This window comes from Pyxidicoccus xibeiensis (genome assembly GCF_024198175.1).
Taxonomy (GTDB): domain Bacteria; phylum Myxococcota; class Myxococcia; order Myxococcales; family Myxococcaceae; genus Myxococcus; species Myxococcus xibeiensis.
This window is the reverse complement of sequence record NZ_JAJVKV010000011.1, coordinates 78,159-92,974: the sequence shown is the minus strand read 5'-3', so window position 1 is coordinate 92,974 and position 14,816 is coordinate 78,159. Positions and strand designations below refer to the sequence as shown.

Here is a 14,816-nt window from a genome sequence, read left to right as displayed (position 1 = left end):
GGAGGAACGGATGGACGGCACGTACAAGTCGCTGCGCATCGAGAAGGGTGAGGGCGTCGCCGAGCTGGTGCTCACCGGCCCGGGCAAGGGCAACGCCATGGGGCCCGACTTCTGGCGGGAGATGCCCGAGGCCATCCGGGCCCTGGACGCGGATGACTCCGTGCGCGTGGTGCTCGTGCGCGGCGACGGCCCGAACTTCACCTACGGCCTGGACCTCATGGGGATGATGGAGTCCCTCGGGCCCCTCCTCACCGGTGAGGGCAACCTGGCCCTGGAGCGGCTGAAGCTGCTCAAGCTCATCGGGGAGATGCAGCAGGCCACCGAGGGCCTCGCCCGCTGCCGCAAGCCCGTCATCGCCGCGGTGCACGGCTGGTGCATCGGTGGCGGCATGGACCTCATCGCAGCGTGTGACTTCCGGTACTGCTCGCAGGACGCGAAGTTCTCCCTGCGCGAGGTGAAGGTCGGCATCGTCGCGGACCTCGGCGCGCTCCAGCGCCTGCCGCGCATCATCGGCGAAGGCAACACGCGCGAGCTGGCGTACACCGGCGGAGACGTGGACTCCGCGCGGGCACTGCGGATGGGACTCGTCAACGAGGTGTTCCCCACGCCGGAAGCGCTGCTCACCGAGGCGCGGGCCACCGCGCGGCGCGTCGCCGACAACCCGCCGCTCGTCGTCCAGGGCGCCAAGCAGGTGATGGAGTACTGCGCAGACAAGTCCGTGGCCGACGGCCTGCGCTACGTGGCGGTGTGGAACTCCGCGTTCCTCCAGTCGCATGACCTCGCCGAGGCCTTCACCGCCTTCGCCGAGCGCCGGCCTCCCCGCTTCCAGGGTCGTTGAGAGCAACCCCGACAAGAGGAGCCCTCCATGTTTTCGCGCCGGTTCGAGTATCTCTGTGGGCAGTCACAGGAGGGGAAGGTCACGTTCGTGAATGGGAAATGGGCCGGGAAGGACCCTGTCGAAGTGGCCATGAAGGCGGGAGGCTCCGGTGCTGGGACTTGCGAGAACATCTGGGAGTGGCTTCAAGCCCAGGGGCAGCAGGGCTGGGAGCTGGTGTCGGTTACGACCGAGACGCTGCCTGGCGCGAACCTGACCCGGCTGTACCTGAAGCGCGAGCTGCTCTGAAGGGCAGGGGGGCTTTCGCCAGGAACATGCCGATGCGAGGATCTGTACCTCTTCCTGCACGTGCATCTGGAGCCTGGCGAAATGACGGAGCGCATCGCGTTGCTGGGCTATGGCCGCTTCGGCCGTGCCCTGTCGGGACTGTTGCTGGAGGCCGGTGTTGCGCACCGGGTGCTCGACCCCCGGCAGGCCGAGGTGCCTCCCACGCTCCGCGCGAGCTCGCTCCCGGAGGTGCTCGCCGGAGCGGGGCTCGTCGTGCTCGCCATGCCGGTGTCTGCCATGCGCGCGACGCTGGAGGAGCTCCGCCCGCACCTGTCACCCGGGCAGGCCGTGCTCGACGTAGGCAGCGTGAAGGTGAAGCCCGTGCAGGTGCTCGCCTCCGTGCTCGGGCGCGACATCCCCTGGGCCGGCACGCACCCGCTCTTCGGCCCGGCCAGCCTCGCGCGAGGCGACCGCCCGCTGCGCACCGTCGTGTGCCCGAACGAGCTCCACCCCGACGCCGTACGGCGGGCCCGGGCGCTGTTCGAGCGACTGGGGTGCGAGGTGACGGAGATGTCGCCGGATGCGCACGACGGGCTGATGGCGCGCACGCACGTCCTCACGTTCTTCCTGGCACACGGCCTGGCGCGAGCGGAGGCCGGCAAGGACCTCCCCTTCGCGCCGCCGAGCTTCCAGCCCATTGCCCGCCTGGTGGAGTACGCACGCCAGGAGGTGCCGCACCTGCTCGGCGTCGTGCAGTCGGAGAATCCCTACGGCCGGGACGCGCGCGTGGGGCTGATGGATGCGCTCACGCGACTGCACCTGGAGCTCGAGGCCTCGCGGGCATCGGCCAGCCCCGCGGCGTCCGAGGCCATCCCCACGCCGCCCGGACTGAGCGAGGTCCGCGAGCGCATCGACGTCCTGGACCGAGAGCTGGTGGAGTTGCTGGCCCGGCGCGCACGCCTGGTCCAGCAGGCAGCGAAGGTGAAGGCGGAGCACGGCCTGCCCCTGCCTGACATGGGCCGGGAGAAGAGCCTGCTGGAGGTGCGGCGCCAGTGGGCCTCGGAGCACAAGGTGGACGCCGACGCGGTGGAGGACGTGTTCCGCGCCGTGCTGCGCTTCTCCCGCCGCACGCCTCAGGACTGACCCGGGGCGCACTGCTCACTGTCAGCGCTGCACGGTGAACGTGGGGTTGAGCACCTTCATGGTGCCCTTCGTCACGCCGAACTGCTCGTGCACCGCCGCCCGGCGCACCGCCTCCGCCGGGCCAATCTTCCCCGCCAGCAGGTCCTGGTACGCGGCCAGCACGCGCGCGGCCTCGTCACGCGACTCGCGCACGAACTCCACCCGGTAGCGCTTCACCCCGCGCTCCAGCAGCCGGGGCACCAGCGACGCCGCGCTCTGCGCCTGCGCGTTGAACACCGTGTTGCGGCACCCCACGTCCACCACCACCGGGTGCTCCAGCCCCTTGTGGTCCCTCAGCGACACGCGGTGCTTCTCACACGGCCGCCCGCAGCTGCGGTAGTCGCGCCCGTGCGACAGCGTGTGCGAGTACACGCAGTGCTCCGTGTGGAACGTCGAGATGTGGTGGTGCAGCGTCACCGTGAAGCGCTCCGCCGGCAGGTGCTCCAGCATGGCCCCCAGCTGCACCGCGTCCAAATCGTGGGCGAAGGTCAGCGTGTCCAGCCCCAGTCCCAGCAGGTGCAGCGCCGTCACCGAGTTGGTGACGTTCAGCGAGAAGTCGCCATGCAGCGCGGGCCGGGCCTCCCCGGGCGCGGGAGGGCGCTCCAGGAAGTGCATCATCGCGCCCCAGTGCCGCACCAGCACCGCGTCCGGCTTCAGCTTCGCGATGCGCGCGTCGTAGCCCTCCTCGCCGGGCTTCTGCACGCGCACCGTCGCAATCGTCACCCGCAGCCCCGCCGCCCGCGCCCGCTCCACCGCGCGCTGCAGGCCCACCAGCTCCATCCAGTCCAGCTCCACCTCGGGCAGCCCTGCGGCGATGACGGCCTCCAACTGCTCGTCCGTCCGGCACAGCGGCAAAAGCCGCCCGGCCTCCGGCGAGCGCCCCGGCGTTGAGCTCCCCGGGGCCTCCGGCGCGGGCGCCGCCGTGACGTGCTCGCGCGCTGACATACCCGCCGCTGCCACCTTCTCCCGCAGCGACGTGCGCAGCCCGTCCAGCACCGAGCCCTCGCGCACCGTGCGCACCGGCCCGCGCGCGACGGCCTCCGCCAGCTCCGCCACCAGCCTGCGCCGCAGCGCCTTCAGCTCCGACACCGGCAGGTGCAGCCCCGGCGCCAGCCCGGACGCGTCCAGCCCCGCCAGGTGGAAGGGCGTCCCGCCCAGCGCCGCCAGCTTGTCCCGCAGCAGCGCCGCGTCCATGCCCCCGCCGCGCGCCTCCGCCAGCGGCACCTCGCTCGTCACCGCGCACACGTGCCCGCCGCGCGCCCGCCCCGTCACCGCCAGCGGCGCCCCGGCCGCGCCGGACACCGTCAGCTCCAGCGGCACGCGGCCCTCGGGCTCGCCCTGTGCCAGCAGCTCCTCCGTGCGCTTCGCCAGCGAAGGGTCGCTCGTCACCCAGACGCGCTGGCCCGGCGCCACGCGCGCGAGGTCCGGCCCCGGGTTGCCGAAGCCCAGCACCCAGCCGCGCCCCTTGCGCTCCACGCGGAACAGCGGCCCGCCCGGCTCGTGCTTGTCCTCCGGATGGCCCGCGTCGAACACCACGCCCATGCCGGGGCGCGGGGACAGCTCGGCCGCCACCGGCGCGGCGCCCTCCAGCGGCGAGGACACCTTGCCCTCGGGCGAGGCCGGGCGCGCCTTCGTGGCCTCGTGCCCCAGCGCGCCCGTCCAGGGGCGTCCCTCCGGGTCATCCACCACGCGCACGTCGCGCCCGTGCACCGACTCCACCCGGCCCAGGTACGCGCCGCGGTGCTTGGGGAAGCGGCCCTCCACCAGCGTCTGGTGGTCCGAGCCCGCGAAGAAGCCGTGCGAGAAGCCCCGGCTGTACGACAGCGTCATGTCGGCCAGGTCCTTGCGCAGCGCGCCCGCGTCCGGCTTCCCCGCCGCCACGCCGTCCACCCAGCGCCGGTAGCCCTGCACCGCCGTGGCCACGTACTGCGGCCCCTTCTGCCGGCCCTCGATCTTCAGCGAGTGCACGCCGATGTCCACCAGCTGCGGCACCGCCATGACTCCGGCCAGGTCCTTGGGGCTGAGGAGGTACTGCACGTCTCCCAGCTCGCGCGTCTGGCCGTCCACCACCAGGTCATACGGCAGCCGGCAGGACTGCGCGCACTGCCCGCGGTTGGCGGAGCGCCCGCCCCACGCCTCGCTGGTGAGGCACTGCCCGCTCCACGACATGCAGAGCGCCCCGTGGATGAAGACCTCCAGCTCGATGTCCGTCTCCGACGCCAGCCGGCGAATCTCCGCCACCGACAGCTCGCGCGGCACCACCACCCGGGTGGCGCCCAGCCCCCGGGCGAAGCGCGCGCCCTCCGCGCTCGAAATCGTCATCTGCGTGGAGGCGTGGACCTCCATCTGGGGGCACACCGCACGCGCCACCAGCGCAATCGCCGGGTCCTGGACGATGAGCGCGTCCACGCCCGCCGCGGCCACGCGCCGGAGGATGTCCTCCACCACCGGCAGCTCCGGCTCGAAGACCAGCGTGTTCAGCGTCAGGTACGCCCGCGCCCCGGCGCGGTGCACGAGCGCCAGCGTCTGGGGCAGGGTGGCGAGCGAGAAGTTCTCCGCGCGGGCCCGCGCGTTGAAGCCCTCGTCCAGGCCGAAGTAGACGGCATCCGCGCCACTGGCCAGCGCGGCCTTCATCGAGTCGAGGTCCCCCGCGGGGGCGAGGATTTCGGGACGACGGCGGGTCATGTTGCGTCCTCTAACACAGCCAACCCGTACCCGCCGTCCGCCACGTGAAGGCCATGGCGCGGTGCGGCAGCTTCTGTTCAAGTCCGCGCCTGGTCGCTTCCACAGGAGACGAGTCATGGCAGATGGCGTGTTCCGGAACGGGCTGCTCGCGGGCAAGACGGCGTTCATTTCTGGCGGCAGCAGTGGCATCAACCTCGGTATCGCCGAGGCCTTCGTGAAGGCGGGCGCCAAGGTCGCCATCAACGGCCGCAACGTGGAGAAGCTGGAGGGCGCGGTGAAGGGCCTCCAGGCCCACGGCTCCGCCATGGGCGTGGCCGCCGACGTGCGCGACTACGCCGCCGTGGAGAAGGCGCTCCAGACGGTGCGCGACGCCTTCGGTGAGCTGGACATCGTCGTGTGCGGCGCGGCCGGCAACTTCCCCGCGCCCGCGCTGGGCATGTCCTCCAACGGCTTCAAGGCCGTCATGGACATCGACGTGCTGGGCACCTTCAACATCAGCCGCGCCGCCTTCGACCACCTGCGCAAGCCCGGCGCCTGCCTCATCAACATCTCAGCGCCCCAGGCCTACCTGCCCATGGCCATGCAGGCCCACGTGTGCGCCGCCAAGGCGGGCGTGGACATGCTCACCCGCGTGCTCGCCATCGAGTGGGGTGGCTCCGGCGTGCGGGTGAACGCGATTACCCCCGGCCCCATCGACGACACCGAGGGCATGCGCCGGCTCGCCCCCAACGAGGAGGGCAAGCAGAAGATCATCCAGGCCCTGCCCCTGCAGCGCTTCGGCAAGAAGGACGACATCGCCCAGCTCGCGCTCTTCCTCGCCTCGGATGCCGCCTCGTACATCACCGGCTCCATCATGGTGTGCGACGGCGGGCAGTCCCTCCTGGGCGGCGGCGCCCTCATGGCCGCCCTCATGTAACCCCGCGGAACGACGGACTCAGGGACTCCGGCGCCCTCAAGGAATTTCATTGGGGGCGCAAGATTACGGCCGGACACTACTCTCCGTGTGGGAATGTCTGGTACAAGCTGATGCAACCCCGCGGGGGGACGTCCAAGCGCGGGTGTGCTCGCTCCCGGAGAATCCATGTCCCGTCGTCTCGTGCCGCTCGCCCGTCTGCTGGGGCTGAGTGTGATGTGCCTGGCCTTCGGCCTGGGCTGTGGCGGTGGTTCCACTCCGCCGAATCCGCCGCCGACGAAGCCGCTGCCGGATGCGGCGCTGTCGCTGGTGGAGGTGGGCCGGGCATCGCAGGTGGCCAGCGGCCTGGACGCGGTGGGCATCACCATCACCGTGAAGCAGCAGGACGGCACGCCCATCGAGGGCCGCACCGTGAATGTGGAGGTGTCCGGCGAGGGCAACACCGTGACGCAGCCCACGTCGCGGACGGATGCCCAGGGCCGCACCACGGCCTCCGTGGTGTCCACGCGCGCGGGAGCGAAGACGGTGACGGTCTCCGTGGAGTCCGACGGCGGCCCGGTGGTGCTGGCCACGCGCCCCGTCATCGACTTCACGGCCTGGCGCCCCACGCGGCTGGCCTTCACCGCCACGGCGCTGTCGGCCTCGGCCGGTGCGCCCATCGGCGGCCTGGAGGTGGTGCTGCGGGACGCCGCGGGCCGCACCGTGGCGAGCGCCACGGACGCGGTGACGCTGTCGCTGGCTGCGGGCCCCGGTGACGCCGCGCTGGAGGGCACGCTGACGGTCAATGCCGTGGCCGGCGTGGCCCGGTTCACGGAGACGGTGCTGAAGAAGGCGGGCACCGGCTACCGGCTCGACGTGGAGGCCGCCGGCCTGGAGGGCGCCGCCAGTCCCGAGTTCGCCGTCGCGCCCGCTGCCGCGACTTCTCTCGAGGTGTCCGGCCTGCCCGTCGTCACCCCTGCTGGCGTCGCCCTGAGCGCCCAGGTGACGGCGCGCGACGCATTCGGCAACGTGGCCACCGGCTACACCGGCACGCTGGCCGTGACGTCCACGGACGCCACCGCCGGCCTGCCGGCCGCCCACGCCTTCACGGCGGAGGACGCGGGCCGCTTCACCTTCACCGGCCTCTCCCTGAAGCGCGCGGGCAGCCAGCGCGTCACCGTGCAGGACGGCGCCACCGCCGCGCTGACGGTGGGCCAGGACGTGGGCGTGGTGGCGGCGGAGGCCCGGGCGCTGGCCTTCACCTCCGTCCCCGAGAGCGCCTCCGTGCGCGCGACGCTGGCCACCGTGACGGTGGCGCTCGAGGACGCCTTCGGGAACTGGGCCGCCGTGGGCGCGCCCGCGGTGACGGTGGCGCTGGAGCAGGGCGGTAACGGCCTCGCGGGCGTCACCGAGGTGGCTCCGGTGGATGGCGTGGCCTCCTTCACGAACCTCCGGGTGACGGAGGAAGGGAGCTTCCAGCTGCGCGCCTCCGCGAGCGGGCTCTCCCTCGCCACCAGCACGGCCATCACCATCGCGGACGACGTGCCCCCGGCCCGGCCCACGCTGTCGGCGGGTGCAACCACGGCCCGCGGCGCCACGGTGACGTGGCTTGCCGTGGGTGACGACGGCCACGAGGGCACGGCGACCGCCCAGGAGGTGCGCTACTCGCTGAGCCCCATCACCACCGACGCCGAGTTCACCGCGGCCACCCCAGTCGCGGGCGTGGGCAACCCCGCTGCGCCGGGCACCTCTGAGTCCGCCACCCTCTCCGGACTGCTGCCGAGCACCTCCTACCACGTGGCGCTCCGCGTGACGGACAACCAGGGCCAGTCCGCCCGCTCCGCCAGCCTCGAGGTCCAGACGCGCAACGCGGACGTGGCGCAGGTCGTCTTCTCCACGCAGCCCGTGGGCGGCAACGCGGGCGCCGAGCTGCCGGCCGTGCGCGTCTCCCTGCTGGATGCGAACGGCGACGTCGTCACCACGGCGACCTCGCCGGTGACGCTGGCGCTCGTGGGCTCCGGGACGTTCCAGCCCGTCACCGTCGCGGCGGTCAACGGCATTGCCACGTTCAACGGCCTGCGCGTGGAGGCCGCGGGTACGCACCGCTTCTCCGCCACCGCCAACGGGCTGGAGCCGGTGGAGAGCAACCCGCTCACCATCGCTCCGGGCGCGGCCGTCACCCTGGCGCTCACCGGCCTGGTGGCGCCCGTCACCGCGGGCGTCGCGGGCAGCCTGGAGGTGACGGCGCGCGACGCCTTCGACAACGTGGCCACCGGCTACACCGGCACGGTGCACTTCACGTCGGATGATGCGCGGGCGAGCCTGCCGGGCGACCACATATTCACCGCGCAGGACGCGGGCCGCCATGTCTTCAGCGGCGTGGTGCTGGTCTCCACCGGCCTCCGGCGGGTGACGGTGGTGGATGCGGGCGATGCGCTGCTCACCGACTCGCTGGACGTGGAGGTGGCGAGCGCCACCGCCGAAGCCTTCGAGCTGGCGGGCCTGCCCGCGGACGTGACGGCGGGGACCCAGAATCAGCTCACCCTCCGCGCGAGAGACCGCTTCGGCAACCTCGTCACCGGGTACGCCGGCACGGTGCACTTCACGTCGAACGATGCCCAGGCGGTGCTCCCGGCCGACTACACCTTCGTTCCCGCACAGGACGGCGGCCAGCACGCATTCCCCGTGACGCTGCGGACCTCCGGCGTGCGCTCCGTCACCGTGACGGAGCAGGGCGGGACGGGACTGAGCGTCACGGTGGAGACGCGCGTGGCGCCGGGGGCGCTGGTGCGCATGTCGCTGGCGCTGTCCACCGCCACGCCCGTCGCGGGTGCGGCGGTGGAAGCGACGGTGACGCTGCTGGACGGCTTCGACAACCGTGTCTCGGGTTACCGGGGCACGGTGGGCTTCCGGATTCCTGGCGACGCCCAGGCCACCGTGCCCGCCAACTACGCGTTCACCGAGGCGGACGCGGGCCGCCACACCTTCAGCGTGACGTTCACCGCCGCGCGGAACAGCGAGCTCATCGCGGAGGAGGTGGCGGGGCCCGGGCTCCAGGCCCGCGAGGCCGTGGTGGTGCAGCCGGCCGCGCTCGGTGAGCTGCGGGCGGTTCGGCCGCCGGGGTCCGTCGTCGCCGGCCAGGCCCTCGGCTTCGTCGTCACCGCGTATGACGGCTTCGGCAACCGGAAGACGAACTACACGGGGACGGTGTACAGCGCCACCTCGGACCAGAACCCGGGGCCGATGGAGCCGCACACGTTCACCGCCGCGGACAACGGCGAGTTCCTCTTCCGCGTCACGCTGAGGACCGCGGGCCCGCAGACCGTCTCCTTCACGGACTTCGACCTCAATGTGTCCGAGACGGAGGACGTCACGGTGGAGGCGGGGCCGCCCACGCGCATCTTCCTCGTGGACTCGCCGGGCACGGGCATCGCGGGCCAGACGCTGGCCCCCACGCGGGTGGCCCTGCGCGACGACTTCGACAACACCCCTCCGGTCACCATGCCAGCGGTGACGGTGGTGCTGTCCGGGCCTGCTGGCGCCACGGTGGGCGGCACGCTGACCGTGAACCCGGTGGATGGCGTGGCCGTCTTCAGCGACCTCACCGTGAGTCAGGAAGGGGACTACATGCTCCTCGTGCGCACGGAGGACGCTCGGATTCCGACGATTGATGCCACGCTCGTCGTCACCGACCCGACGGCGCCCGCGGCGGCCCCGCTCACGGCGAGCCTGGTGGACAACACGACGGTCCGCCTGACGTGGCGGGCCCCGGGGGATGACGGCAACACCGGCCGGGCCGCGAGCTACGAGCTGCGCTACAGCCCCGAGCCCATCGACGACGTCAACTTCGGCGCGGCGACCCGCATCTCCACCACTCCGCCACTGCCCCAGGGCTCCGACGAGGTGGCCACCGTGACGCTGCCCAACGCGGAGGCAACCTGGTACTTCGGGCTGCGCAGCTTCGACGGCGCCGGCAACGGCAGCACCCTGACGCTCGCCTCCGTCGACGTGCTGGGCCCCTGCAGCGGCGTCGTCTGCACGCCTCCGCCCGCGGAGTGCGACCCGGACCAGCGGAGCATCTACACGTGGGAGTCGACGTGTGTCGTGCAGAACGGCAACGGGGTGTGCAGCGACAATCCCGTGCGCTCGACCTGCCCCGGCCCAGGTGGGGTCTGCTTCGAGGGCGCCTGCGACACCGCGTCTCCGCCGACGGCGGGGCAGCTGGTCGTCACCGAGCTGATGACCACGCCCAGCCCGGGCTACTCCCAGTACATCGAGTTCACCAACGTGACGAGCCAGTTGCTCGACGTGACCGGCATCGTCATTGCCTACGAGAATCGCTCGGGCGAGGTGACGAGCTTCACCGTGCAGTCCCCGGCAGGCCAGCCGCGCATCGTCGCCCCAGGGAGGACCTTCGTCATCGCGCACAGACTGGACATGTGGGCCAACGGCGTGCCGGCGGACTACGCCATCCCCCCCACCATGGCTTTCGAAACCGGGGGGCGCCTCACCGTCCAGATGGGCGGCACCCTGGTGGACGACTTCGTGTACACGTCCTTCTTCCCGCAGTCGACGGGCCGCTCCCTGCAACTGTCCTCGGTGGTGGTGGGCACCGCCGCGCGCCAGTACCCCTGGTACTGGTGTTCGGCCACCACGGTCCACCCGGGCAACCCTGACCGGGGCACGGGGGGCAGTCCCAACGAGACGTGCGCCGTGGCCATCAACCCGCCGGTGGACTACTGCGTCATCCAGTCCCCGAAGACGATTCCGGCGCCCATCTTCATCAACACGCCGCAGCCCCTCTACAGCCGGTTTTACGACGACCAGGTGACCAACCGGCATCAGCGGGGCAACGACAACTTCCCGTTCATCGTCGCCGAGCTGGGCTACGGCACGGACCCCGGCGCTCCGGAGTCCTGGACGTGGGCGCCCGCGCCGTTCAACCCGGGCTACGACGTGCCGGGGGGCAGCAACGACGACGAGACGATGGCGACGCTGAACATCACCACGCCCGGCAGCTACGTCTACGGCTTCCGCTACCGCTTCACGCGCGGGCCGGCCGGTGCGGACCAGTGGGCCTACTGCGACCAGCAGGGCGTCGTCGGCCCGGGCAACCCGGCGGACTACGGCACGGTGACGGTGAACGCGTACCCGGTGGCCAACCACGTGGTCATCAGCGAGTTCAGCGGGCGCGGTGCCGGCACGGCGACCACGGTGCAGACGGACGAGTTCATCGAGCTCTACAACCCGACGAGCGCGGCCGTGAACATCGGGGGCTGGCTGGTGCAGTACAAGTCGGCCACGGGATCGAGCTATGCGAGCATCGCCACCATCCCCCCGAACACGTTCATCCGGGCCCATGGCTACTACCTCCTCGCGCACACCCACTACACCGGGAGCGCGACCCCGGACCTGACGTACTCGCAAGACACGTCGGCCTCCACCACGGGCGGTGGCCATGTCCGCATCGGCCCAGGGCTCACCGCCAGCGTCTCGGACGTCCCGGTGGACCGGCTGGCCTATGGCACCGGCAACCAGCCGGAAGGCACCGTCGGCCCGTTCCACCCGGCCGCCGGTGGCAGCCTGGAGCGCAAGGCGCTGCCCTCGTCCACGGCGACCACCATGGAGGGTGGGTCCGATTCGCTCCGGGGCAATGGCGCGGACACGGACAACAACGCGACGGACTTCATCGTCCGGACGGTGCGCCAGCCGCAGAGCTCGACGAGCAGCACCGAACAGCCGTGAGCCGCTGAAACGACCAGAATTCCACGGAGGCCGCCCTGGCACCTGCACGCCAGGGCGGCCTCCTGCTTTCCAGCCCGCGAAGGCTGCTGCCCCCAGCGAGCGGGCGCATTACCTTTGCGGCCCTACCTTCCCTGTCATCAAGTCCAGGAGCAGACAGTGTCAGAGACCCCAGTTCCCGACGCCGCCCGCCTCATCACCTGCCCGCCGGCCGAGTTCCGCCGCTCCGGTGAGGAAGCGATGGCCGCCGCCCGCGCCGGCATTGCCCGTCTCAAGTCCCTCAGGCCCCCCTTCGTCGTGCGCGACGTGCTCGAGCTGTACGACGAGTCGATGGCCGCCCTCGATGACGCCAGCTCCCGCGCCAGCGTGGTCCGCCATGCCCACCCGGAGGCCGCCATGCGCGAGGCCTCCGAGGCCGCCGAGCAGGCGCTGGAGACGCTCGGCAACGACATCCGCATGGACCGGGGCGTCTACGACGTGCTCGCCTCGCTGGATTTGTCCGGCGAGGACGCCGCCACGCGCAAGTGGATGGAGAAGGTGCTGCGTGACTTCCGCCGCGCCGGCGTGGACCGCGACGAGGCCACCCGCACGCGCGTGAAGGAGCTCCAGGAGGAGCTGGTCCGCATCGGCCAGGAGTTCAGCCGCAACATGCTCCAGGACACGCGCACCGGCAGCCTGCCGCCGTCCGCCCTGGACGGCCTGCCCGACGACTACGTGCGTGCCCACCCGCCCGGGCCGGACGGCATGGTGCGCATCACCACGGACTACCCGGACATCATCCCGTTCATGACGTACTCGCGCGACGCGAAGTCCCGCGAGCAGATGTGGCGCCTGTTCCGCATGCGCGGCCACCCCTCCAATGCGGATGTCCTCCAGCGCATGGTGGCCCGCCGCCACGAGCTGGCCACGCTGCTGGGCTACCGCAACTGGGCGGCCTACGCGACGGAGGACAAGATGATTCGCGACGAGAAGGCCGCCGCGGACTTCATCGAGAAGATCTCCAACGCAGCCGGCGCCCGCATGGAGCGCGACTACGCCATGCTCCTGGAGCGCAAGCGCCGCGACGTGCCCGGCGCCCAGAAGGTGGACCCGTGGGACCAGGCCTACCTGGAGGACCGCGTGAAGGCGGAGCAGTTCGCCTTCGACTCGCAGGTGGTGCGGCCCTACTACGAGTACACGCGCGTGAAGCAGGGCATGCTGGATTTGACGGCGCGCCTGTTCGGCGTCACCTACCGCAAGGTGCCCGACGCGGCGGTGTGGCACCCGGACGTGGAGGCCTACGACGTCCTGGAGGGCACCGCGCTGCGCGGCCGCTTCTACCTCGACATGCACCCGCGCGAGGACAAGTACAAGCACGCGGCCCAGTTCACCCTCACCAGCGGCAAGTCGGGCCGCCGGCTGCCCGAGGGCGTGCTCATCTGCAACTTCCCCCGGCCCGGCACCGAGCCCGCGCTGCTGCAGCACGACGACGTGGAGACGTTCCTCCACGAGTTCGGCCACCTGCTGCACCACATCTTCGGCGGCCACACGCGCTGGGCGGGCGTGTCCGGCGTGCGCACGGAGTGGGACTTCGTGGAGGCCCCCTCGCAGATGCTGGAGGAGTGGGCGCGCGACACCGCCAGCCTCCAGACGTTCGCCCGTCACTACCAGACGGGCGAGCCGATTCCCGCGGAGGTGGTGGAGCGCATGCGCCGCGCGGAGGAGTTCGGCAAGGGCCTGTGGGTGCGGCAGCAGATGTACTACGCCGCGCTCAGCCTGGAGCTGTACCGCCGGGAGCCGAGCAGCGTGGACGCCACCGCGCTCGTGCGCGAGCTGCAGAGCAAGTACACGCCGTTCCCCTATGTGGAGGGCACGTACTTCCACCTCTCCTTCGGGCACCTCGAGGGGTACTCGTCCAACTACTACACGTATATGTGGTCGCTGGTCATCGCGAAGGACCTCTTCACGGTGTTCCAGCAGAAGGGGATGCTGGACCCGGCCCCCGCGCAGGCGTACCGGCGCAAGGTGCTGGAGCCGGGCGGCTCGGACGACGCGGCCCGCCTGGTGCACGCCTTCCTCGGCCGCGACTACGACTACCGCGCCTACGAGGAGTGGCTCAACAAGGCGGCCTGAGGCCCGCGGCTCAGTTGCGCCCCCACTGCCGGGGGCGCTCGAAGCGGAAGAAGCCCGCCGCCTCCTCCTGGGCGATGATGTCCGCCTCGGCGCCGAAGTAGCGGGCGCGCACCTCCTGGAGCCTCGCCTCCAGCGCGGCGCCGGAGTGCTCTTTCGCCAGGGCCTGGCGCTCCGCCAGGTACCGGGCGCCCGCGTCCCAGCGGGCGTCGCGCGTCTGGTCCAGCGCGTCCCAGCGCTGTAGCGCCTCCTCGTCCAGCCCCAGCTCCTGGCGGATGGTGCGCAGGTTGCGCGAGCGTTCCTGGGGCGGCATCTGCGTCAGCTCCCGCTGGATGGAGGACAGGTCCAGGAAGCGGTTGAGCGTCTCCTGCTGGTGGCGGGCGAGGTACGCCTGGGCCTGCTCGCCGTGGACCTCCTGCAGCCGCTGCTTGTACGCGGACAGCTTCTGCGTGACGGTGGCGCCCTCCGTCGCGTCGAGCGTCCGCAGGGTGTCCGCGATGGCCTGGTTCTTCAGCTCGGAGGCCCAGATGCGCTCCGCGGTCTCCTTCCCGAAGAGCCGGTTGCGCGCGTCCCACATCGCCGCGCGGCGCTCCTTCTCGCCCAGCCCGCGCAGGTACGCGTCGTTGTCCTTCACCCACTTCTCGTAGTCCTCCCGGTTGCGGAGGGTGGCAGCCAGCTCCTGGTAGCGCTCGGGGAAGGCCTTCTGGAGGAAGGCCAGCAGCTCCTCCCTCCAGCGGTCCGGGCTCTTGCGCTGGAAGTAGCGCATCAGCTCCTCCAGCAGGCGAATCTGCACGGAGGGCTCGTCCAGCCGCGCGCCGTAGCGCTCCCGCATCACGGTGATGAGCGCCTCGACTTCCGCGTCCACGCCAGCCTCCGCCACGGTGGGGGTGGGGGAGGGCGCGGGCGCGGCGCCGGGCGTGGCGGCTGTGGGAAGGGGCGCGGACGAAGCCGGGGACGCCGCGCGCGCGGTGTCCTGACGGGAGGGCGCGGGCGCGACTGCCGCCTGCCCGGCGGGGATGAGGCGCAGTCCGACGAGCAGGCCCGTGAGGGCCACCGCGCCACCCAGCATCAGCTTCGTCCGCGTTCTCATTCCGCCCTCACCCC

At 71.8% G+C, this 14,816-nt stretch carries 8 protein-coding genes; 6 read left to right on the top strand and 2 right to left on the bottom strand.

What is annotated here, in order from left to right; all coding sequences use genetic code 11:
- The first annotated feature begins 10 nt into the window (after window positions 1–10).
- From LXT23_RS36045 to LXT23_RS36035, 3 genes are all read left to right on the top strand, one after another.
- A complete protein-coding gene (locus LXT23_RS36045; RefSeq protein ID WP_253984955.1) occupies window positions 11–838 on the top strand; it encodes a crotonase/enoyl-CoA hydratase family protein in 828 nt (275 codons plus the stop codon).
- Window positions 839–925: 87 nt separating this feature from the next.
- The gene (locus LXT23_RS36040) at window positions 926–1,123 is read left to right on the top strand and encodes a hypothetical protein (protein ID WP_253984954.1); all 198 of its coding nucleotides are present in this window, start codon (window positions 926–928) and stop codon (window positions 1,121–1,123) included.
- Window positions 1,124–1,204: 81 nt separating this feature from the next.
- Entirely contained in the window at window positions 1,205–2,245 is a 1,041-nt protein-coding gene (locus tag LXT23_RS36035) for a prephenate dehydrogenase/arogenate dehydrogenase family protein (protein ID WP_253984953.1), read from the top strand.
- Window positions 2,246–2,266: 21 nt separating this feature from the next.
- Here LXT23_RS36035 and LXT23_RS36030 read toward each other — a convergent pair whose 3' ends face one another.
- Complete coding sequence (locus LXT23_RS36030) at window positions 2,267–4,969, bottom strand: DUF3656 domain-containing U32 family peptidase (RefSeq protein ID WP_253984952.1); 2,703 nt, start codon at window positions 4,967–4,969, stop codon at window positions 2,267–2,269.
- Between the two features lie 115 nt (window positions 4,970–5,084).
- Between LXT23_RS36030 and LXT23_RS36025 the strand changes: the two genes are divergently transcribed.
- From LXT23_RS36025 to LXT23_RS36015, 3 genes are all read left to right on the top strand, one after another.
- On the top strand, window positions 5,085–5,885 hold the full coding sequence (locus tag LXT23_RS36025) for an SDR family oxidoreductase (RefSeq protein ID WP_253984951.1): 801 nt from the start codon (window positions 5,085–5,087) through the stop codon (window positions 5,883–5,885).
- 165 nt (window positions 5,886–6,050) lie between these two features.
- A complete protein-coding gene (locus tag LXT23_RS36020; RefSeq protein WP_253984950.1) occupies window positions 6,051–11,606 on the top strand; it encodes a lamin tail domain-containing protein in 5,556 nt (1,851 codons plus the stop codon).
- A 156-nt stretch (window positions 11,607–11,762) separates the two neighbouring features.
- On the top strand, window positions 11,763–13,715 hold the full coding sequence (locus LXT23_RS36015) for a M3 family metallopeptidase (protein WP_253984949.1): 1,953 nt from the start codon (window positions 11,763–11,765) through the stop codon (window positions 13,713–13,715).
- A 10-nt stretch (window positions 13,716–13,725) separates the two neighbouring features.
- Here the strand turns inward: LXT23_RS36015 and LXT23_RS36010 are convergent, their stop codons facing one another.
- Window positions 13,726–14,802, bottom strand: coding sequence for a hypothetical protein (locus LXT23_RS36010; protein ID WP_253984948.1), 1,077 nt, complete (start codon window positions 14,800–14,802; stop codon window positions 13,726–13,728).
- Window positions 14,803–14,816 lie beyond the last annotated feature (14 nt).

Excerpts from the sequence above, each read along its gene's own strand:
- LXT23_RS36045 (WP_253984955.1), top strand. The coding sequence starts at position 11 with ATGGACGGCACGTACAAGTCGCTGCGCATCGAGAAGGGTGAGGGCGTC.
- LXT23_RS36035 (WP_253984953.1), top strand. The coding sequence starts at position 1,205 with ATGACGGAGCGCATCGCGTTGCTGGGCTATGGCCGCTTCGGCCGTGCC.
- LXT23_RS36030 (WP_253984952.1), bottom strand. The coding sequence starts at position 4,969 with ATGACCCGCCGTCGTCCCGAAATCCTCGCCCCCGCGGGGGACCTCGAC.
- LXT23_RS36025 (WP_253984951.1), top strand. The coding sequence starts at position 5,085 with ATGGCAGATGGCGTGTTCCGGAACGGGCTGCTCGCGGGCAAGACGGCG.
- LXT23_RS36020 (WP_253984950.1), top strand. The coding sequence starts at position 6,051 with ATGTCCCGTCGTCTCGTGCCGCTCGCCCGTCTGCTGGGGCTGAGTGTG.
- LXT23_RS36010 (WP_253984948.1), bottom strand. The coding sequence starts at position 14,802 with ATGAGAACGCGGACGAAGCTGATGCTGGGTGGCGCGGTGGCCCTCACG.